General features: G+C 61.5%; 18 protein-coding genes and 1 pseudogene. 10 read left to right on the top strand and 9 right to left on the bottom strand.

Annotated elements, in window-relative coordinates; all coding sequences use genetic code 11:
* Positions 1–62: 62 nt before the first annotated feature.
* The 8 genes from JL39_RS10425 to hutI all read right to left on the bottom strand — a co-directional run bounded on the left by JL39_RS10425 (position 63) and on the right by hutI (position 8,590).
* Positions 63–851 carry an ABC transporter ATP-binding protein gene (locus JL39_RS10425; RefSeq protein WP_037149435.1) on the bottom strand — a complete coding sequence of 263 codons (789 nt, stop codon included), beginning with the start codon at positions 849–851 and terminating at the stop codon, positions 63–65.
* Entirely contained in the window at positions 848–1,621 is a 774-nt protein-coding gene (locus tag JL39_RS10430) for an ABC transporter permease (protein WP_037149438.1), read from the bottom strand. Before JL39_RS10430 ends, JL39_RS10425 begins: the two co-directional genes overlap by 4 nt.
* A gap of 62 nt (positions 1,622–1,683) precedes the next feature.
* On the bottom strand, positions 1,684–2,628 hold the full coding sequence (locus tag JL39_RS10435) for an ABC transporter substrate-binding protein (protein ID WP_037149441.1): 945 nt from the start codon (positions 2,626–2,628) through the stop codon (positions 1,684–1,686).
* A gap of 107 nt (positions 2,629–2,735) precedes the next feature.
* On the bottom strand, positions 2,736–3,290 hold the full coding sequence (locus JL39_RS10440; RefSeq protein WP_037149720.1) for a HutD family protein: 555 nt from the start codon (positions 3,288–3,290) through the stop codon (positions 2,736–2,738).
* Between the two features lie 35 nt (positions 3,291–3,325).
* A complete protein-coding gene (hutU, locus tag JL39_RS10445; RefSeq protein ID WP_037149443.1) occupies positions 3,326–4,999 on the bottom strand; it encodes a urocanate hydratase in 1,674 nt (557 codons plus the stop codon).
* Between the two features lie 12 nt (positions 5,000–5,011).
* A complete protein-coding gene (hutG, locus tag JL39_RS10450; RefSeq protein ID WP_037149445.1) occupies positions 5,012–5,812 on the bottom strand; it encodes an N-formylglutamate deformylase in 801 nt (266 codons plus the stop codon).
* A gap of 1 nt (position 5,813) precedes the next feature.
* On the bottom strand, positions 5,814–7,349 hold the full coding sequence (gene hutH / locus JL39_RS10455) for a histidine ammonia-lyase (RefSeq protein ID WP_037149449.1): 1,536 nt from the start codon (positions 7,347–7,349) through the stop codon (positions 5,814–5,816).
* A complete protein-coding gene (gene hutI, locus JL39_RS10460) occupies positions 7,349–8,590 on the bottom strand; it encodes an imidazolonepropionase (protein ID WP_037149452.1) in 1,242 nt (413 codons plus the stop codon). Before hutI ends, hutH begins: the two co-directional genes overlap by 1 nt.
* Positions 8,591–8,670: 80 nt before the next feature.
* Here hutI and JL39_RS10465 point away from each other — a divergent pair, with 80 nt between their 5' ends.
* On the top strand, positions 8,671–10,014 hold the full coding sequence (locus tag JL39_RS10465; RefSeq protein WP_037149724.1) for a formimidoylglutamate deiminase: 1,344 nt from the start codon (positions 8,671–8,673) through the stop codon (positions 10,012–10,014).
* Positions 10,015–11,048: 1,034 nt separating this feature from the next.
* Here JL39_RS10465 and JL39_RS10470 read toward each other — a convergent pair.
* On the bottom strand, positions 11,049–12,008 hold the full coding sequence (locus JL39_RS10470; protein WP_244446865.1) for a MurR/RpiR family transcriptional regulator: 960 nt from the start codon (positions 12,006–12,008) through the stop codon (positions 11,049–11,051).
* A 127-nt stretch (positions 12,009–12,135) separates the two neighbouring features.
* Between JL39_RS10470 and JL39_RS10475 the strand changes: the two genes are divergently transcribed.
* From JL39_RS10475 to JL39_RS32450, 9 genes and pseudogenes are all read left to right on the top strand, one after another.
* Positions 12,136–13,164 (top strand): ABC transporter substrate-binding protein, encoded by a 1,029-nt coding sequence (locus JL39_RS10475; protein ID WP_052182802.1) that lies wholly within the window; start codon positions 12,136–12,138, stop codon positions 13,162–13,164.
* A gap of 17 nt (positions 13,165–13,181) precedes the next feature.
* The gene (locus JL39_RS10480) at positions 13,182–14,198 is read left to right on the top strand and encodes an ABC transporter substrate-binding protein (RefSeq protein WP_037149467.1); all 1,017 of its coding nucleotides are present in this window, start codon (positions 13,182–13,184) and stop codon (positions 14,196–14,198) included.
* Positions 14,199–14,205: 7 nt separating this feature from the next.
* Positions 14,206–15,597: an amidohydrolase family protein gene (locus JL39_RS10485; RefSeq protein WP_037149470.1), complete on the top strand. Its 1,392-nt coding sequence runs from the start codon at positions 14,206–14,208 to the stop codon at positions 15,595–15,597.
* Positions 15,594–16,373 (top strand): ABC transporter ATP-binding protein, encoded by a 780-nt coding sequence (locus tag JL39_RS10490; RefSeq protein ID WP_037149473.1) that lies wholly within the window; start codon positions 15,594–15,596, stop codon positions 16,371–16,373. The genes JL39_RS10485 and JL39_RS10490 overlap by 4 nt, the downstream gene beginning before the upstream one ends.
* A complete protein-coding gene (locus tag JL39_RS10495) occupies positions 16,370–17,131 on the top strand; it encodes an ABC transporter permease subunit (protein WP_037149475.1) in 762 nt (253 codons plus the stop codon). The genes JL39_RS10490 and JL39_RS10495 overlap by 4 nt, the downstream gene beginning before the upstream one ends.
* Positions 17,131–17,880 (top strand): ABC transporter permease subunit, encoded by a 750-nt coding sequence (locus JL39_RS10500; protein WP_037149478.1) that lies wholly within the window; start codon positions 17,131–17,133, stop codon positions 17,878–17,880. Before JL39_RS10495 ends, JL39_RS10500 begins: the two co-directional genes overlap by 1 nt.
* Positions 17,881–17,890: 10 nt before the next feature.
* Positions 17,891–18,460: a nucleoside 2-deoxyribosyltransferase gene (locus tag JL39_RS10505; RefSeq protein ID WP_037149482.1), complete on the top strand. Its 570-nt coding sequence runs from the start codon at positions 17,891–17,893 to the stop codon at positions 18,458–18,460.
* Between the two features lie 168 nt (positions 18,461–18,628).
* Positions 18,629–18,883: a plasmid stabilization protein gene (locus tag JL39_RS10510; protein WP_037149731.1), complete on the top strand. Its 255-nt coding sequence runs from the start codon at positions 18,629–18,631 to the stop codon at positions 18,881–18,883.
* Positions 18,880–19,293, top strand: a pseudogene (locus JL39_RS32450) (PIN domain-containing protein). The gene JL39_RS10510 and the pseudogene JL39_RS32450 overlap by 4 nt, the downstream one beginning before the upstream one ends.
* Positions 19,294–19,399: the final 106 nt, after the last annotated feature.

Raw genomic sequence — 19,399 nt, forward strand, 5'->3', positions numbered from 1 at the left:
GGGAAACCTTTTCGAACATTTGTCGCCGAAACCCGGTCGCGGAAATGCTTTGTCCACGTGCCCTAACCATCCGTTGCCGCCATGATCGCTTCGGAGCGGATTTCCTCCGTCAGCTTCAGGCGAAGCGCGGAGAATTCCGGGCTGGATTTGACCGTATAGTGACGCGGATGCGGCAGGTCTACAGGGGTGATCGATTTGATGCGGCCCGGACGCGCGGTCATTGTGACGACGCGGGAGGCCATGAACACGGCTTCTTCGATGTCGTGGGTGACGAAGATCACCGTCTTTACCTCGCGCTCCCATATCCCGAGCAGCAATTCCTGCATGAGGCCGCGTGTCTGGTTGTCGAGCGCGCCGAAGGGCTCGTCGAGAAGCAGGATGCGCGGATTGTTGGCGAGCGCGCGGGCGATCGCCGTGCGCTGTTGCATGCCGCCGGAAAGTTGCTTCGGCCAATGGTTCTCGAAGCCACGCAACCCGACCTTGTCGATATAACTGTCGACGATCTCCCATTTCTCCCTCTCGGGCACGCCTTTTTCCCTCAGGCCGAACGCGACATTGTCGCGGATCGTGAGCCACGGAAAGAGCGTGTAGGATTGAAAGACCATGCCGCGATCGGCGCCCGGCCCGGTGACCGGCTGGCCGGCCAGCGTGACCGAACCGGTTGTCGGCCGGTCCAGACCGGCGACGATGCGCAGGAGCGTTGACTTGCCGCAGCCGGAAGGGCCGAGGATGGTGACAAAGTCGTTACGCGGAATCTCCAGGTCGGTCGGCTGCAGCGCCGTGACCGGCTGGCCGCCATTGACCCCCGGAAAGACGCGGGAGACGTTGGAGATGACGAGTTCGGCGCTCATGCGAGCCTCCAGGCATAGAGGCGGCGATTGACCGCTTTGAACAGGAAATCGGACACGAGGCCGATAAGACCGATGACGATGATGCCGAAGATGATCTGGCCGGTCGCCATCAGCGCCTGCGAATTGATAATCATGTAGCCGATACCGGAGGAGGCGCCGATCAGTTCGGCGACGATGACATAGGTCCAGGCCCAGCCGAGCACGAGGCGTAGCGTCTCGGCAATGTCCGGTGCATTGGCCGGGATGAGCACACGGCGGATGACACCGGAATCCTTTGCGCCCAGCGTATAAGCGGCCTCGACCAGATCGCGGCGCGTATTGGCGACGCCGACGGCGATCATCAGGATGATCTGGAAGACCGAGCCGATGAAGATGACCAGCAGTTTCTGCAGTTCCCCGATGCCGGCCCAGAGGATGAGCAGCGGCACGAAGGCAGAGGCCGGCAGATAACGGGCGAAGGAGACGAAAGGTTCAAGCAGCGCCTCGACCGGCTTGTAGGCGCCCATGGCGATGCCGAGCGGCACGGCGACGACCGAGGCGAGCACGAAGCCGCCGACGACACGCCAGACGGTCACGCCGATATCGGTGAGGAAACCCTGCTCCGTCAGCAGATAGAGCCCGTCACGGGCCATCGTGATCGGGTCGGCCAGAAAGGTAGGCGATACGAAGCCGCCAAGCGTCGCAAAACCCCAGGCCGCGAAGAAGAGGACGAAGAAAAGAATGCCGAGGGCGATGCGCGCGCCGCGACCGATGGGCTGCAAGGGATGCATGGGGCCGGGTCCGTTTGTCCGGTTGGGAGAGGGGCGGCGCCTTCTGCGCCGCCCTTGGGCGTTTAGTCGATGAAGGACGTATCCGCCAGCTTTTCGAGGTCCGGCTTCGCCTTGATGACACCGGTCTCCAGAAGCAGGTCGGCGGCATCGGCGGTAAAGGTTTTGAACTCGCCTTCGAAGAACTTCTTGTTGGCGGCCTTGTCCTGCCATTCCAGATGCTTGGCGGAACCGGCGAAGGCTTCGGCTGACTGCTTCACATCGGCGCCCATGATGCCGTAGGACTTTTCCGGTTCCTTCTTGATCAGTTCGAGCGCTTCGAAATAGGAAGTGGCAAACGCCTTGGCCGCGGCCGGATTGTCCTTCAGGAAGGCAGGCGTGCAGCCGAACGTGTCCATGACCGCCGGATAATCCAGCGTCGTGGCGATGATCTTGCCCTTGTCGGGGGCGGCGCGCACGGTCGACAGATAGGGTTCATAGGTCATGGCGGCATCGTTCTGGCCCGCAACGAAGGCCTGTGCGGCCGGCCCCGGTTCCATGTTCACGACCTTGACGTCTTTCAGCGAGAGGCCGTTCTTCTTCAGGATATAGGACAGGAAGAAATAGGGCGAGGTGCCTGGTGTGGAGGCGGCGATCGTCTTGCCCTTCAGGTCGGCGATCTTGGCGACGTCCGGGCGCACGACCATACCATCGGCGCCATGCGACTTGTCCATCTGGAAGATCTGCGTCGAAGCGACGCCGTTCGCGTTCCAGACGACCCAGGTTTCGACCGTGGTCGCGGCGCACTGGATGTCGCCGGACGCAAGCGCCAGATGGCGGCTGGCCTGCGGGATTTTCTTGATGGTGACGTCGAGGCCATTCTTCTTGAAGATGCCGGCTTCCTTGGCGAGCGTCAGCGGCGCAAAGCCGGTCCAGCCCGATATACCGATGGAAACGGCGGTTTCGGCACGGGCGGCGCTGGCTGCAGCAAGCACGGCGAGAAGAGTAGTGGCAAAAATTCTGCTTTTCATAACGTTCCCCTTATCCAGAACTGGTTGTCTTATGATCGCGTTCCGGCAGGTATACTAGCCACGCCAGCTCTCATTTGTCTATGCATAAATGCCGATAAAAACGGCATTCACTCGTTTCGCAAAAGAACGAGGCAAAGGGACGCCGTACCGGAGAGATCAAGGAGGCCTCGCCTCGTCATGACCGCATCGAGGGCGCCGAGTCGCGCATCGCCGACCGACACCTCGCCGTTGCGGCAAAAGAGGAAGGCGATGTCGGAGCCGATCGGCAATTCGCAATGACCTTCGACCTCGATGGGCAGGACGCGATGCGAATAGCGGCCGCGGCGGGTCATGACGTTGAGATCGCGCACCGGCCCGCCGGTCAGGCTCGCGGTCACCGGCACATCGCCTGGAAAGGCAAGTGGCGGGGAGGAGGGGGCGAGAACGACCCGCCCTTGCCCCTCAATATCGAGCGCGACGCCGTCGCCGCTCAGAAATGTCAGCGTCCGGTCTATGCCGGGGAAGAGCGAAAAAGGCCCGTCGCTCGCCACGTCCGCCATGCTGATGCGCCAGTCGAAATCGTCCATCGAGGCACCCGGAGGGAAGGCAAGGATTTCAGCGGTCTCGCCACCGCCGTTTTTCCAGGCCATCCACTGATAATCGGCCGCGCGCAATATCTTCATGAATGCGTCCTGCATTGCGATCCGGCGGCCGAAGGTCAGTTTCCAAGAATGCCCGGCAAACGCAGGCCCATCTTCCTCGCGTGATCGATAGCGATGTCATAGCCGGCGTCGGCATGACGCATGACGCCAGTTGCTGGATCGTTCCAAAGCACGCGCTCGATGCGCCGCGCCGCATCTTCCGTACCGTCGCAGCAGATAACCATGCCGGCATGCTGCGAGAAACCCATGCCGACGCCGCCGCCATGATGCAGCGACACCCAGGTGGCGCCGGAAGCGGTGTTGAGCAGGGCGTTAAGCAGCGGCCAGTCGGAGACGGCATCCGAACCGTCTTTCATCGCTTCCGTCTCGCGGTTCGGCGAGGCGACGGAGCCGGAATCGAGATGGTCGCGGCCGATGACGACCGGCGCCTTCAATTCTCCCTTGGCCACCATTTCGTTGAAGGCGAGGCCGAGGCGGTGGCGGTCGCCGAGACCCACCCAGCAGATGCGCGCCGGCAGCCCCTGGAAGGAGATGCGTTCCCTGGCCATGTCCAGCCAGTTGTGCAGGTGCTTGTTATCCGGCAGCAGTTCCTTGACCTTCGCATCGGTCCTGTAGATGTCCTCCGGATCGCCGGAAAGGGCTGCCCAGCGGAAGGGGCCGATGCCGCGGCAGAAGAGTGGGCGGATATAGGCCGGCACGAAGCCGGGGAACGCGAAGGCGTTTTCCAACCCCTCTTCCTTGGCCATCTGGCGGATGTTGTTGCCGTAGTCGAGCGTCGGCACGCCTGCGTTCCAGAAATCGACCATGGCCTGAACATGCACCTTCATCGAGGCGCGGGCGGCCCTTTCGACAGCCTTCGGGTCGCTCTCCTGCCTGGCGCGCCATTCGGCGACCGTCCAGCCCGAAGGCAGGTAGCCGTGCAGCGGATCATGCGCCGAGGTCTGGTCGGTGACGATATCGGGCCGAACTCCGCGCTTCACCAGCTCCGGAAAGATATCCGCGGCGTTGGCGATGAGCGCGATGGACTTCGCTTCGCCGGCCTTCGTCCATTCGCCGATCCTTGCGAGCGCCTCGTCGAGGCTGTGTGTCTTTTCATCGACATAGCGGGTACGCAGGCGGAAGTCGGCGCGGGTCTCGTCGCATTCGACGGCAAGGCATGAGGCGCCGGCCATGACGGCCGCGAGCGGCTGGGCACCACCCATGCCGCCGAGGCCGCCGGTCAGGATCCACTTGCCCTTGAGATTGCCGGCGTAATGCTGGCGTCCCGCTTCCACGAAGGTTTCGTAGGTGCCCTGGACGATGCCCTGCGCGCCGATATAGATCCACGAGCCAGCGGTCATCTGGCCGTACATGGCCAGGCCTCGTCTGTCGAGTTCGTTGAAATGGTCCCAGGTCGCCCAGTGCGGCACGAGGTTGGAATTGGCGATCAAGACACGCGGGGCATCCTTGTGGGTGCGGAATACGCCGACCGGCTTGCCGGACTGTACCAGCAGCGTCTCGTCCTCGTTGAGATCCTTCAGCGTGGCGACGATCGTATCGAAATCGGCCCATGTTCGGGCTGCGCGGCCGATGCCGCCATAGACGACCAATTCGTGCGGACGCTCGGCCACATCGGGGTCGAGATTGTTCATCAGCATCCGGAGTGGCGCTTCGGTGAGCCAGCTCTTTGCAGTGAGTTCACTGCCCGTCGGGGCATGGATTTCGCGTTCGTTGTGGCGCGGATCGATCATGGTGGTTTCCCCTCAGTTCTTGTTGGCGAGCGCAAAGGCCTCGATGCGGGTGAGAATGGCCTTCAGGTGGACGCGAAGCGTCTCCGCCTTCGCCGCGTCATAGGCGAAGGGCAGGTCCTCGCTCCGCAAATGCGTGGATTGCGCCAGTTCCATCTGGATGGCGTGAACGCCGGTTTCCGGCTGGCCGTAATGGCGCGTCGTCCAGCCGCCTTTGAAGCGACCGTTGAGGATGGACGTGTAGCCCTCGGCCGTCGCTGTCACGTCGACGGCTATTTTTTCGATCTCCGGTGCGCAGGTCCTGCCCATGTCCGTGCCGATGTTGAAATCCGGCAGCCTGCCCTCGAACAGGAAGGGAATGTGCGAGCGGATCGAATGGCAGTCGTAGAGCACGGCAAAGCCATGGGTCGCCTTCACCCGCCTGATTTCGGCGGCGAGTGCGGCGTGATAGGGGGCGTGGAATTCGGCAAGCCGGGCGGCTATATCGGCTTGCCTCGGTGCTTCGCCATCCTCCCAGATCGCCAGGCCGTCGAAATCCGTTTCCGGGACCAGGCCCGTGGTGTTCTGCCCCGGATAGAGGCTCGCGCCCGCCGGATCGCGGTTGGCGTCGATGACATAGCGATGAAAGGTGGCACGCACCGTGGTCGCATCCGCCAGCAGACCGTCATAGAGCTTGTGGATATGCCAGTCGGTATCGGCGAGCTTGCGGCCATTGTCGTTCAGCCGTTCCCAAATTGCGGGCGGCACGTCGGTTCCCGTATGCGGGAAACCGAGAATGACGGGCGAGGTGCCCCGACTGACCTCGAAAACAGCCATCTCAAACCTCCAATGCGGGGAGAATGCCGGCGGACACCGACGCCGTCAGCGCGCCGGACGAAACCAGCGCGGCTGCGGCCTTGAGGTCGTTCGCCATATAGCGATCCTCCTCCAGCGCAGGCACGACGGCACGGATTGTGGTGAGCGCCTTCTGAAGCTCGGTCCCGGTCTTCAGCGGTCCGCGCAGTTCCACGCCTTGGACGGCGGCAAGCGCCTCTATACCAAGAATGGAAAACAGATTTTCCGTCATTGCCAGCAGGCGGCGCGCGCCATGGCAGGCCATGGAGACATGATCCTCCTGATTGGCGGAGGTCGGCGTTGAGTCCACCGAGGCTGGATGGGCCATCTGCTTGTTTTCGCTCATCAGCGCCGCGGAGGTGACCTCGGCGATCATCAGTCCGGAATTGAGCCCCGGCTTTTTCGACAGGAAGGCAGGCAGGCCGTAGGACAGCGCCGGATCGACCAGAAGGGCGATGCGACGCTGGGCGATTGCCCCGATCTCGCAGATGGCGAGCGCCGTCTGGTCGGCGGCAAATGCCACCGGCTCGGCGTGGAAATTACCGCCGGACACGACGGAATTATCGGAAAGGACCAGCGGGTTGTCGGTTACCGCATTGGCCTCGATTTCCAGCGTGCGGGCGACGGAGCGCAGAAGATCGAGGCAGGCGCCATCCACCTGCGGCTGGCAGCGGATGCAATAGGGGTCCTGCACCCGCTCGTCGCCTTCGATGTGGCTCTTGCGGATTTCAGAACCGTCCAGCAGTTCACGCAAGGCGCCTGCCGTATCGATCTGGCCTTGGTGCCCGCGCAGCGTGTGGATATCGGGATGGAAGGGCGCGGAGGAGCCCATCGCCGCATCGGTCGAAAGTGCTCCGGTGACCAGCGCCGCCTGCAATGCGCGGTGGGCGCGGAAGAGGCCGGCAAGCGCCAGTGCCGTGGAGGTCTGCGTGCCGTTTATGAGGGCCAATCCCTCCTTGGCGGCCAGCACGATCGGCACAAGTCCGGCCTTTTCCAGGGCTGCGCGGCCCGCAAGCCGGCTGCCCTCGAAAAAGGCCTCGCCTTCGCCCATCATCACCGCCGCCATGTGTGCGAGCGGCGCGAGATCGCCGGACGCGCCGACCGAACCCTTCTCCGGAATGACGGGGGTGACGCCTTTCTCCAGCATGGCCTCGATCAGCCGCACCAGTTCCGGCCGGACACCCGAAGCGCCGCGCCCGAGGGAGACGAGCTTCAGCGCCATGACGAGCCGCACGATATTTTCTGGCAGCGGGTCACCCACGCCACAGCAATGGGAGAGGATGAGGTTGCGCTGGAGTGTGGCGACATCCGCCGCGTCGATCTTGATCGAGGCGAGCTTTCCAAAGCCGGTATTGATGCCGTAGACCGGAGCGTTGCCGGCGGCAATCTCGGCGATGCGCCGCGCGCCATTTTCGATCGCCATGTCGAAGGCGGGATCGAGCCGGGCAGTGGCGCCGTTCCAGTAGATATCCGTCAGGACGGGGAGGGAAACCTGTCCGGGTGTGAGAACGTGGGTCATCAGGATGCCTTCCTTCCCTTGAAGATGCGGGCGTGAAGGGGATTGAAGCCGATGCGATAGACGAGTTCTGCTGGGCGTTTCAAGTTCCAGACCGTAAAGTCGGCGGATTTGCCGGCCTCCAGCGTGCCTGTCTCGTGGAGGAGGCCAAGCGCGCGGGCGGCCTCGCGGGTGGCGCCCGCCAGGCATTCTTCGACGGTAAGGCCGAACAGGGTCGCGCCCATATTGAGCGTCAGCAGAAGTGAGGTAAGCGGCGAGGTGCCGGGATTGCAGTCGGTGGAAAGCGCGATCCTAACACCGGCCTGCCGCAGCGCGGCCACCGGCGGCGCCTGCTTCTCGCGCAGCGTATAATAGGCACCCGGCAGAAGCACGGCTACCGTTCCGGCCCTTGCCATGGCTTCTGCCCCTTCCACGTCGAGATATTCGAGATGTTCGCAGGAGAGTGCGCCATAGGACGCCGCCATTTTCGCGCCGCCCTGATTGGAAAGCTGCTCGGCGTGAAGCTTGACCGGCAGCCCCAGTTCCTTCGCCTTGTCGAAGACGGTCCGCATCTCAGCAACCGAAAAGGCTATGCCCTCGCAAAAGCCGTCCACGGCATCCACAAGCCCCTCTGCATGGGCCATGTCCAACCCCGGCAGCACGACATCGCGGATATAGTCGCCGTTGCGGCCCTTGTATTCGGCCGGGGTGGCATGCGCGGCAAGCCAGCTCGTCACGACACGCACAGGGCGGATCTCGCTGAAGTGGCGGGCGGCGCGCAGCATGTTCAGTTCGGTCTCTACGGTCAGTCCGTAGCCGGACTTGATCTCGACGGTCGAAACGCCTTCGGAAAGCAGCGCATCAAGGCGCGGCAGGCTTTCTGCCACCAGTTGGTCCACCGAGAGCGCCCGCGTTGCCGAAACTGTCGAGACGATGCCGCCGCCGGCCCTGGCGATCTCTTCATAGCTTGCACCGGACAGCCGCATTTCAAATTCCATCGCGCGATCGCCGCCGAAGACGAGATGGGTGTGGCAATCGATGAGCGAGGGGGTGATCAGCCGCGCCTGGCAATCGGTCGCGGGCAGCGCGGCGAATTCCGCTGGCAGCACGCTTTCCGCGCCGGCATAGGCGATACGTCCGTCAACGACTGCAAGGGCTGCGTCTTCGGTGACGGCAATATCGTTTGAAAAGGTCGCAAGCCGCGCATTGCGCCAGAGGCCATTGGCCGGATGGTCGGAAGTAGGCAAGGAATTGTTCCCGCTCATTGTCTTTTGCCTTTCCTTTGTTCGTAATATGTATATACATAATGGTGAACCTGACAAGACGAAAAATCGGGAACGCGATGATGACGACGCTTCACGCAAAAACGGCATTGACGGCCGGAGGCTGGCTGCGGGATGTGCGGCTGATGCTCGAAAATGGTCGGATTGCGCGGGTAGAAGTCGGGGTTGCCGCGACCCCGACGGATGAGCGCCTCGACGTTCTCCTGCCCGCAATGCCCAATTTGCATAGCCATGCCTTCCAGCGGGCCATGGCTGGGCTGACGGAGGTGCGAGGCACGGGTGACGACAGCTTCTGGAGCTGGCGCACGCTGATGTATCGTTTTGCCTTGTCGATGACGCCGGATCAGGTCGAGGCGGTTGCCGCGCAGCTCTATATGGAAATGCTGGAAGCCGGCTTCGGCCGCGTCGGCGAGTTCCATTACCTGCACCATGACAAGGACGGTGCGGCTTATGCAAACATCGCCGAGATGGCGGAACGTATCGCCGCAGCCGCGGCCAAAACCGGCATCGGGCTGACGCTGCTGCCGGTGTTCTACGCCCATTCCGGCTTCGGCGGGCAGGCGGCCGGCGAAGGCCAGCGGCGTTTCGTCAATTCCACCGAAAGCTTCGCGCGGCTGATGGAGGGGGCGGCGAAAGCCGTCGCCTCGCTTCCGAAAAGCCGGATCGGTATTGCGCCCCATTCCCTGCGCGCAGCGACCATCAAGGAGATCGCCGAGATCCTGCCGCTCGCCAAGGACGGGCCGGTCCATATCCACGTGGCCGAACAGGTAAAGGAGGTGGAGGACTGCGTCGCCTTCTCAGGCGCAACTCCGGTAAACTATCTCCTGGCGAATGCCCCGGTCGATCGGCGCTGGTGCCTTATCCATGCCACCCACATGACGGAGGCGGAAACCCGCGCTATGGCGAAAAGCGGCGCCGTCGCCGGCCTCTGCCCGGTCACGGAGGCCAATCTCGGCGACGGCATTTTTCCGGGCGCGGATTTCCTCGCGGCCGGTGGTGCCTTCGGCGTCGGTTCGGATTCCAACGTGCTGATCGGGCTTGGCGACGAACTGCGCCAGCTCGAATATTCGCAGCGTCTCGCCCGCCGTGCCCGCAACGTTATCGCGCCTGTCAACGGCTCGACCGGCCGTGCCCTGTTCGACCGTGCGCTCGCGGGTGGCAACCGGGCGCTTGGCGATGAGGCGGGTATCCGCGAGGGCGCGCCGGCCGATCTCGTCTCGCTCGATCTTTCAGGGTATCCGTGGGTTACAGGCGATACGGTCCTCGATCATCTGATCTTCGCGGGTGGTCCGAAGCCGGACAGTGTTTGGGTGAACGGCGTCAGGCAGGTAAAAGGCGGTCGGCACAAGTTTCGCGAAGGCATCGAGGCTCGCTTCCGGGCGACCATGCAGGCGCTGTTGAGCTGAAACGACAACGACAGCTAACCGCTTAAACACATCCCTCCCTGGCATCTGCCAAGGATGAAAACGTGGCTGAGGAAGAGCGCAATGAGATTGTGTCCGTCCTCGCCTCAAATCCTGACGTGGGTGATGTCATGGTGGGGACAGGTGGCGCGCGGAAGATACCCTTTGGCGGTTGTAGCAAAAGGAGGAGCGGCGGCAATCTGCAGCAAAGACACACAGACAAATCTTTCCTAGGCAGTTCGAAACGAGCTGCGCAGAATGCCGGAGTGAGGTCGCAAACGCCACCAAGTTCAATCATCGCGAGCGCACCAGCTTCGGAGCGACATCTGTCGTTCGGCGCATCGGTGAACCGATGCCAGACGGTTTTATGGCCTATCGGCGATGTTCAAGCATCGCCGGAGAATCCAGGACGTCGCCAAGGTAATCGATGTCGACCCCGCTACACCGCGTTGTGAAAATACATCCTGCCATCGTCCAATCCAGCCGGCCACGTGGTTCCATTCATGCCGAGCATCCTCCTTCGACATGCCGAAGTAAGGTGCCGCTGCTACGGCGTATGCGAGGCTGAAGTCGTCCAGTCGTCCCCACGAACGCGAAGGGATTCGGACAAAAGCCTCATGCATTCGACAACATCCGCCAACAAAGCGTATCTACCATATTGATCCCGTCATGGAGGTCCGCAGATTGGAAGACGACCTCAACAATGTCGAGGTGATGGTTGTTGGCAGTTGCTACCCAAGGGTGCGCGGGCAGGTCTTGTTTTTGCCAAGGGCGAGGCCGATCCGGCGGACTATGTTATTCATATCTCGCCACAGCCGGACCTTCACGCCATCCGCCAGAAAACCGGATTGTCCCAAAAAGGCGTTTGCCGCCCGGTACGGATTTTCCTTCGGCCGTGTTCGCGATCGGGAGCCTGGGCGATCCAATATCGATGCACCGTCCCGTATCCTTCTCACTATCATCGAGAAGGTGCCGGGGGGCATAGAGCGGGGCTTTCCGTAGCTTGACCGGAGGTCTCATGATGCAGCCGGATCTGGTTATGGCGTCTCTTTCTTCTTAGCGGATCTTGAGGAGTGGGCGCTGAGCGCTTTTTCCTCCTCTTCGGGATAGGCGAACCAATAAAACCCCATATCGGCGAAACGCTGGGCGGCATTCGCTGCGCCGGGTTTTTTATTGGCGACACCGGCCGCAAGCGCTTCGAGTACCGCAAGAACGGCGGCATCGGAGGTCGAGGAGAAGCTGCGCCGGGCATGGGCGTAGACGACGACTTTTCCAAGCTTTGCGATCGGCGAGGTCTGGCTGTCCGTCACGACAAGGATCGGGATGTCGTGCTGATGGGCGAAACGCGTCATCGACACCGTGTCGCGCAGATAACGTGGGAAGGCGATCGAGATGACCAGGTCGTTCGGCCCGAGTCCCGCCAGATGGCGAGCGACGGAAAGCGCGCCGGCGCCACTTTCGACGGCGCGCGCGTCGCAGCCGATCGCCTGGAGCCGATGCATAAGGACGAGCGCCAGGCCCGCAGCGTTGTCGAATCCCAAGACGAAGATCCGCCGGGCATCGACGATCATGCTGACGGCTTGCTCGGCGCGCGCTGGGTCGAGGTTGCCGAGAGAACCTTGAAGATTGGCGATGTCTTCCATCAGCGAAGCCGCAACCACGTCCGGCGTCGTTGATTCCTCCGACAGTTTTCGCCGCAGGCGTTCCACCGGTTCGATCGCCGGCGCCATGCCACGCAGCAGTTCAGCACGAAAATCGGCATAGCCATCGAAGCCAAGCTTGCGGGCAAACCGGTTGGCGCTTGCGGCCGACACGCCGGTGATATCTACGGTGTCGTTGATGGAGAGGCCGGCCACCTTCATTGGATACTTAAGGACATAGTCGGCGAAGGTCCTCAACGCTTGAGAAAGCTCCGGATAGATGGTTTCGATACGTTCCGCGACCACCGAATTGGCTGGCAGTCCGGCCCGCGGGGAGGGTGCATCATCGGTTGTCACGGTTATGCTCATTTCGTTCTTGTAAATATTTTTTCATTTGATATCGTCTCTTGTAATAGCCGGTTACAGGATATCCAACAACAGCAATAGCACGAAATTTTCCGGTCAAAACAACAGGGGAACGATCATGAAATCTTTGCCCGCCGACGTGTCGCGCCGTGCCTTGATGCTGATGAGTATGGGGGCGGCGGCGTTGGCGACCCTTCCGAAACTCTCCTTTGCCGCCATGCCGACGAAGGTTACCACTGCTAACGGTTGGGTATCCAACGTCCAGTATTCCGGCTTCTTTCTCGCGATCGAGCAAGGTTATTTCGAAGAGTTCGGGGTGACGGCGGAGTTCCTGCCCGGCGGGCCCAATGCCCCGGATACGCTGGTATCTCTCTCGGCCGGCCAGGCGGAGATCGCCACGGCGAACTGGCTGCCCTTCATCGACGCCGTCCAGAAGGGAAACGACTTTGTGCTACTCGGCGCACAATGGGCGAAGAGCCCGGCAGCCGTCATGTCGATGGCGAAGAGGCCGTTGCTCGAGCCGAAGGACATACTCGGCATGAAAATCCTCATTCAGAAACCCTCCGACAGCCAGATCATTGATGCGATTCTCGACGGCGCCGGACTGCCGCATGACTATACGACCGCGCCGACCGGTTTCTCGCCCGAGCCGTTGCTGGCCGGCGATGGTGACGCTTACCTCGCATTTGCGACCAATCAGCCGATCACGCTGGAAAAGATGGGGCTTGTCGCCGGAAAGGACTTTCACGTCACGCTACTCGACGACCTCGGTTACCATGTCACACAGGGCCTTTATCTGACGAGCCGCAAATTTCTCACCGAAAACCGCGCGGCCGTGGTCGGATATGTGGCGGGCATGATCAAGGGCTGGAAGGCGGCGATTGCCGAGCCGCAGGCCGCACTCGATGTTGTGCTCAACAAATACGGCGCCGATCTCGGTCTCGATGCGGCCCAGCAGAAGCGTCAGAACGAACTGCAAATGCCGCTTGTGGCGCCCGCTCGGGATACGAAGCTTTTTGCTCTGCAGCCTGACGTGTTCACGGGTCCGATGTCGGAGGTGGCGAAGGCCGCGGGACGAACGGTGCCGGAGTTCGGCAGGATTGCAGACACGAGCGTCGTGGACGAGGCGCTCGCAAAACTGGCCTGAGGCCGAGGGGAACGAAAATGAAAAGACTACTTTGTTATGCGGCGATGCTGTTCGCCGCAGCCGCTTCGGCTTGGGCCGATGAAATGCCGAAGGTAAAGGTCCAGCTCGGCTGGATAGGCAACGTTCAATACGGCGAACACTATATCGCCCTGGAGGACGGGTTGTTCAAGAAGCATGGCATCGACGTCACGGTCAGCCCCGGCGGGCCGAACGCCCCGAGTGCGCTGACCTCCGTTGCGGCGGGCGACGCGGATATCGGCTTCACGGGCTGGCTGCCCTTCCTCGACGCGGTCGCGAAGGGCAATGATTACGTGCTGATCGCGGCGCAGATGCAGGTCTCGCCGCTCGGCATCATCTCGCTGAAGGACAAGCCGATCCTGAAGCCGCAGGATCTCGTCGGTTCGAAGATCCTGGCGCAGGGACCGAACGAGAAGACGGCGATCGAAGCGACGCTTTCGCTTGCCGGCCTGCCGAAGGACCAGTGGACGCAGGTGCCGGCCGGCTTCTCGCCGGAGCCGCTGCTTTCGAAGGCCGGCGACGGCTATACCGGGTTTGCGACCAACCAGGTCATCACGCTCGAGCAGATGGGGCTCGTCAAGGACAAGGACTTCTATTTCCGCAGCTTCGACGATCTGGGCTTCAAGGGGTATGCCGGCATCGCCTTCACCAGCCGCAAATATCTCGACGAGCATCGCGACCGGGTGGTCGCCTATCTCGAAGGAGTGATCGAGGCCTGGCAGAAGAACGAGAAGGATTTCTCCTACGCGCCGAAACTGATCGTCGAGAAATACGGCGCAGATTACGGTCTCGATATCCAGCAGCAGACGCGCCAGAACGAGGTCCAGGCGCCCTATTATCGGCCGGGTGGAGATCCGGACTTCCCGATCTATTCGATCAAGCTCGACTATATCGCCGGACCGATGATGGATGCCGCCCGGGCCACCGGACGGACCGATCTGCCGGAGGCTTCGAAAATCGCGGCTCCCGATCTCGCGCTCGAAGCGCTCGCCAATCTCAAGAAGACTGCGAACTGAGGCATTGATGACGACTGCAATACCCGAACGCGCCGATATCCTGATCCGGCGTGCCTATGTCGTGACGCTCGATCCGGAGAACCGGGTCCTCTCGGACGGTGCCATTGCGGTCTCCGGCAAGCGGATTACCTGGATCGGCACCAGCGCCGAAGCAGCGAAGATCGTTGCCTTGGAAGTCATCGACGCCTGCGGACAGATTGTGATGCCGGGATTGGTCGATGCGCATTTCCATACCGGGCAGCAGCTGCTGCGCGGCAAACTGCAGGCGATAGGCCGCAAGCGGCCGCTCAAGTTGCCGGTATGGAAGAATTACCTTATCCCATGGGAAAGCTGTCTTGAACCGGAGGACGTGTATCTTTCGGGCCTCGTCGCCTATTCCAATATGATCCAGGTGGGCACGACCTGCTTTGCGGAAGCGGGTGGTCCGCATCCCGACGAGATGGGCAAGGCGGCATTGGAAGTCGGCATCCGCGGCTTCATCTCGCAATCCACCGTCGACCAGAACGAGAATATCGGGGCGAACGTGCCGCCGAACATGCTGTTCACACATGACGAGGCGCTCGAAAAGAACGTTTCCCTGGTCAAACGCTGGAAGGATGGCGACCGGGTCAAGGCCTGGATGTCGCTCCGGCAGGTGATCGTCTGCTCGCCGGCTCTCATTCGTGATATCGCGGCCGAGGCCAAGGCAGCGGATGTGAAGATTCATACGCATCTTTGCGAGGGCAGTTACGAGATCGACTATACGGCGGAGAAATTCGGGTTGCGCCCGACCGAATGGCTGGACAGCATGGGCGTGCTTTCGCACCGTCTGCATTGCGCTCACTCGGTACTCCTGTCGGATCGGGAGGTCGATCTCTACCAGAAGCACCGTTTATCGGCCTGCCACTGCGCCTTCGGCAATTACTCGATCGGGCATTCACGCCTGATCGAGATGTGGCGTCGCGGCATCGATATCGGGCTCGGGACCGACGGACCGGGCGGCGGCGGCACGCTCGACATCTTCCAGGTGGCGCGCGTCGCGCGCATCGCCCAGCAGGCGATCCATTCCTCGACGCTGCATTGGAAGGATCCGATTTCCGCGGAGGAACTGCTGAGGGTTGCCACGCAGGGCGGGGCGAGGGCGCTCGGCATCTACGACCAGGTCGGCACGCTGGAAGTCGGCAAGAAGGCTGATATCCTGCTCTGCAACGTCGACAACATGGACCATCAGCCGATGCAGGACCCGCTTTTCGTCGCAGCTTCGGTGGTTGTCGGTCGTGATGTCGATACGGTTCTGGTCGACGGTCGCGTGGTGATGCGCAAGCGTGAGCTGCTAGGTGTCGATGTCGAACGCGTTGAGGCGCAGCTCCAGGAGCGCATGCCGGTGATCTCAGAACGCTTCGAAAGGCTGATCGCATGAGCGCGGGTACGTCAATCCTGCTCGATCACGTCGGCAAGGACTTCGAAATGGATGATGGCCGCAAGGTCGTTGCCGTCGAGGACGTGCGACTGGAGATCGGCGCCGGCGAATTCGTGGCGCTGATCGGTCCTTCCGGCTGTGGCAAGAGTACGCTTTTGCGTATGCTCGCCGCCCTCGAACAGCCCAGCCGGGGCCGCGTGACCGTCGAGAGAAAGGCACCGGAAGAGCTTTCGCGCAATCACCGCCTGGGCGTCGCCTTTCAGGACCACGCACTCCTGCCCTGGCTTTCCGTCGAGGCCAATGTCGCGCTGCCTTTTCGGATCGCCAATCGTACAGTCTATCACACTCGTGTGGCAGAACTGATCTCGCTTGTTGGCCTTAGGGGTTTCGAAAAGGCGCGGCCGAGCCAGCTTTCGGGCGGCATGCGCCAACGCGTTTCTATCGCTCGTGCGCTGGTGCTGAGCCCCGACGTACTCCTGTTGGATGAGCCTTTTGGCGCGCTCGATGCCGTGACGCGGCGGCAGATGAATCTCGAATTGCAGCGCATCTGGCAGGAGCAGCATATTTCCACGCTTTTGGTCACCCATTCGGTTGATGAAGCACTGTTTCTCTCGGACCGCGTTGTGGTGATGTCCGGCCGGCCCGGGCGAATCCTCAAGGAGATCGCGGTCCCGTTCGGGCGGCCGCGCGATCCGGAAATCATGCGCAGCGCCGAATTCCACGCATTGGAAGACGAATTGACCGAGGCGCTCGAACAGCCGGGAGTGGCCCCTTGAAGCGCATTGCCAAACGCCGCGTCCAGGATATCACCTATGGCATGATCGGCATCGCCGCCTTTCTGGCTCTTTGGGAATATATCGGCGTCAACACTCTTGCCGGCCTGACCTGGCCGCCGCTGACTGCGGTGCTGGCCTATCTCTTCGATCCTTCGCGGCAATCGCTTTTCATTCGGGCGACGAGTGCCAGCTTTTCAATGGTGGGGGCGGGCTATCTCGCCGGAAGCATGATCGGCATCGCGTTGGCGGCTGTCGCCCACCTTGTGGCGCCGTTGAGGGAGGGGCTAGGGCGACTTTCTTCCGTTATTCATTCCATTCCGTCGATCGCGCTCGCACCGCTCTTCATCGTGCTGCTCAGCAAGGAATGGTCTGGCATGGCGATCGCCACGCTCAATGTCTATTTCATCCTCTTCATCGCCACCCAGTCGGGGCTTGCCGCGGCGACGCGCGCCCATCACGACGTCTTCACGGTGCTCGGATCGAACCGCTTCAACCGGCTGGTGCGGCTGGAAGCGCCTGCCGCGCTGCCGGCCACGGTCTCCGGGCTCAAATATGCGGTGCCCGCCGCCTTTATCGGGGCGATCATTGGTGAATGGTTCGGTGCAACGCGCGGCCTTGGTCTCCTCATGGTCTCTGCCATGCAGAATTTCCAGATCCCGCTTCTTTGGAGCGCGGTGCTGTTGACGGCTGCAGGCTCGCTCGTCTCGTTCGGCCTGATGTCGATCGTTGAGCGTTTCGTCTACGCGAGGTATCGCTGATGCTGAGCGCCCTGAAAACCGCCTTCAACCGTTATTGGGGTGTGCTGCTGATCTTGGTGCTCTGGCAGGGCTGGGTAACGATCGGCGATCTCAACGCTATCGTCATGCCCCAGCCTGCCGATGTGGTGGTCGACCTGGTCAGCGATCCCGGCGTTTATTTCCGCAACGGCGTCCAGACGCTGGCGCTGGCTGCGGGCGGTTTGCTGCTTGGCATGGCCTTCGGCAGCATGATCGCGATTGCCTGCTGGTTTTCCAGACTGGCGACCGGCATGCTCGTACCACTCGCGATGATCTTCTCATCTGTACCAGTCGTAGCACTGATTCCGGTCGTCGCGCGGCTGCTCGGCTACGACATCAAGACTGTCATGGCGATCGTGGTGATCGTATCCTTCTTCCCTGCATTCGTCTTCACCTCGGCGGGCATGCGGGCCTTGCCGCCGGGCTCGGAGGACCTTTTCCAGGTGCTCGGTGCCTCGAGGAGAATGCGCTTCCGACACCTCGTCATGCCGGCCGCGGTGCCGAACTGGATGATCGCGCTGAGACTTGCAGCTCCCTCTGCTGTGCTTTCGGCGATGTTGGCGGAGTTCCTGATGGGACAGAGTGGATTGGGCTACATGTTTCGCGCAGCAGCTGGTGATTTTGCAACCGAGCGCGCGTTTGGTACTTCGATCATTGCGACTATCGTTTCTGTTATCACGTTCACCCTGTCGCAACGCGCCGAGCGGATTGTCAACGAACGCTGGCGCTGAAGGGATTTCCATGCCCTCCATCTATCTCGCCGGTCCCGAAGTGTTCCTCCAGGATGCCATGGCAGTCATGCGCGAAAAGCGCCGACTTGCGCGCAGTTTCGGCTTCGAACCGACCGGTCCTGGAAGTGACGAAAACCAGGGGCCCGTGGTTGGCCTGAATGCCACGGCGATCTATGCCCGCAACGAGGATGCGATGCGCCGGGCGGAGTTTTGTCTCGCCAACATCACCCCGTTCCGCGGCATCAGCGCCGATCCGGGCACCGTCTACGAGATCGGATTCATGATTGCGCTTGGCAGGACTGTCTGGGCCTACACCAATCATCCTGACGACTACGGCGTGCGTGTGCGGTCGATCTGGTATGCGGGGCTCGAAATCGATGAGGGTAGCGGTCGCCGGCGCGGACCAGACGGCTTGGCGATTGAAAACCACGGCAAGGCAGACAACCTGATGATTGATGCCGGCATCGAGGCCCAATGCGGCAGGGTCCTTCGCGCGCCGGTTCTTCCGGCCGATCCGGATCGGGATTTGACGACCTATCGGGAAGCTTTACAGGCCCTTACTGAAATCTGTTCGAACTGAAGCCGGTATGCGCTGTGGGCCACGGTGATGCAATCTTTTTCGACAGCACTACTTCGTGACGTTCCCAAGAATGGACATGGATTTCGTTCGCACGTCAGGCCTTCTGGAAATTGTGCGTCGTTACGATATTTTGATATCAAAGCCATCGTTTAGGTAGAGATGATATCAGTGCCGGCGGTTACCATTCGAAATCTTCCTGATGAAACGCATCGTGCACTGCGAATGCGACCGGCTCATCATGGCCGTCGCACCAAGACTGAAATCCTTGACATTCTCGAGACCGCTGTTCGTCCTTCGGGACGCTTGAAGCTCGATTCTTTACTGGTGGCGATTGGTCGTGACGCCGAGCCTTCCAACAGCGACGTTGAAGCCCTGCAGAAAAGTCGCGATGAGGGGGCTGCGGAACGGATGCCCTTCAAATGATCTTGCTGGTCACAAACCCGATATCCGAACCGTCGAAACCGGCGCCTGATGAGGCAGCGGTCGCTTGGTTAGATGCCCAAGCCACCGAGACGTTGTTCCTTTCTGCGACGATCGCTGAACTGTGTTTCGGGATTGCTGCTATCCCTCCGGGAAGCGGCAAGCTATTCTTTGCGATCGCCTAGAGGGTGACGTGCTGCCACACCTTTCCGACCGCATCTTGCCTTTCAATCTGGCGACTTCGCGGTTTTACTCGGAGCTGATGGCGCGCTCGGGTATCTGGGAAGGCGAACCACACGGCTGACGGTTACATCGCAGCCACAGCAGTGGCAGATGGGCTGATGGTTGCCACTCGCGACACAAGCCCGTTCGAGGCCGCGGGGTTGAAAGTGATCAACCGCTGGTCCAGATGACAATAGTATGGATCCAGGTGCCTTAGGTTCGTATCGGTTGAGGCCAGTCGGTCAGGCCGTTTCGCACTGACCGCCCTCGTTGGTGCGCCAGGCGGATCGAAAGCCC

Source organism: Rhizobium sp. YS-1r (assembly GCF_000757525.1).
GTDB classification, from domain to species: domain Bacteria; phylum Pseudomonadota; class Alphaproteobacteria; order Rhizobiales; family Rhizobiaceae; genus Neorhizobium; species Neorhizobium petrolearium.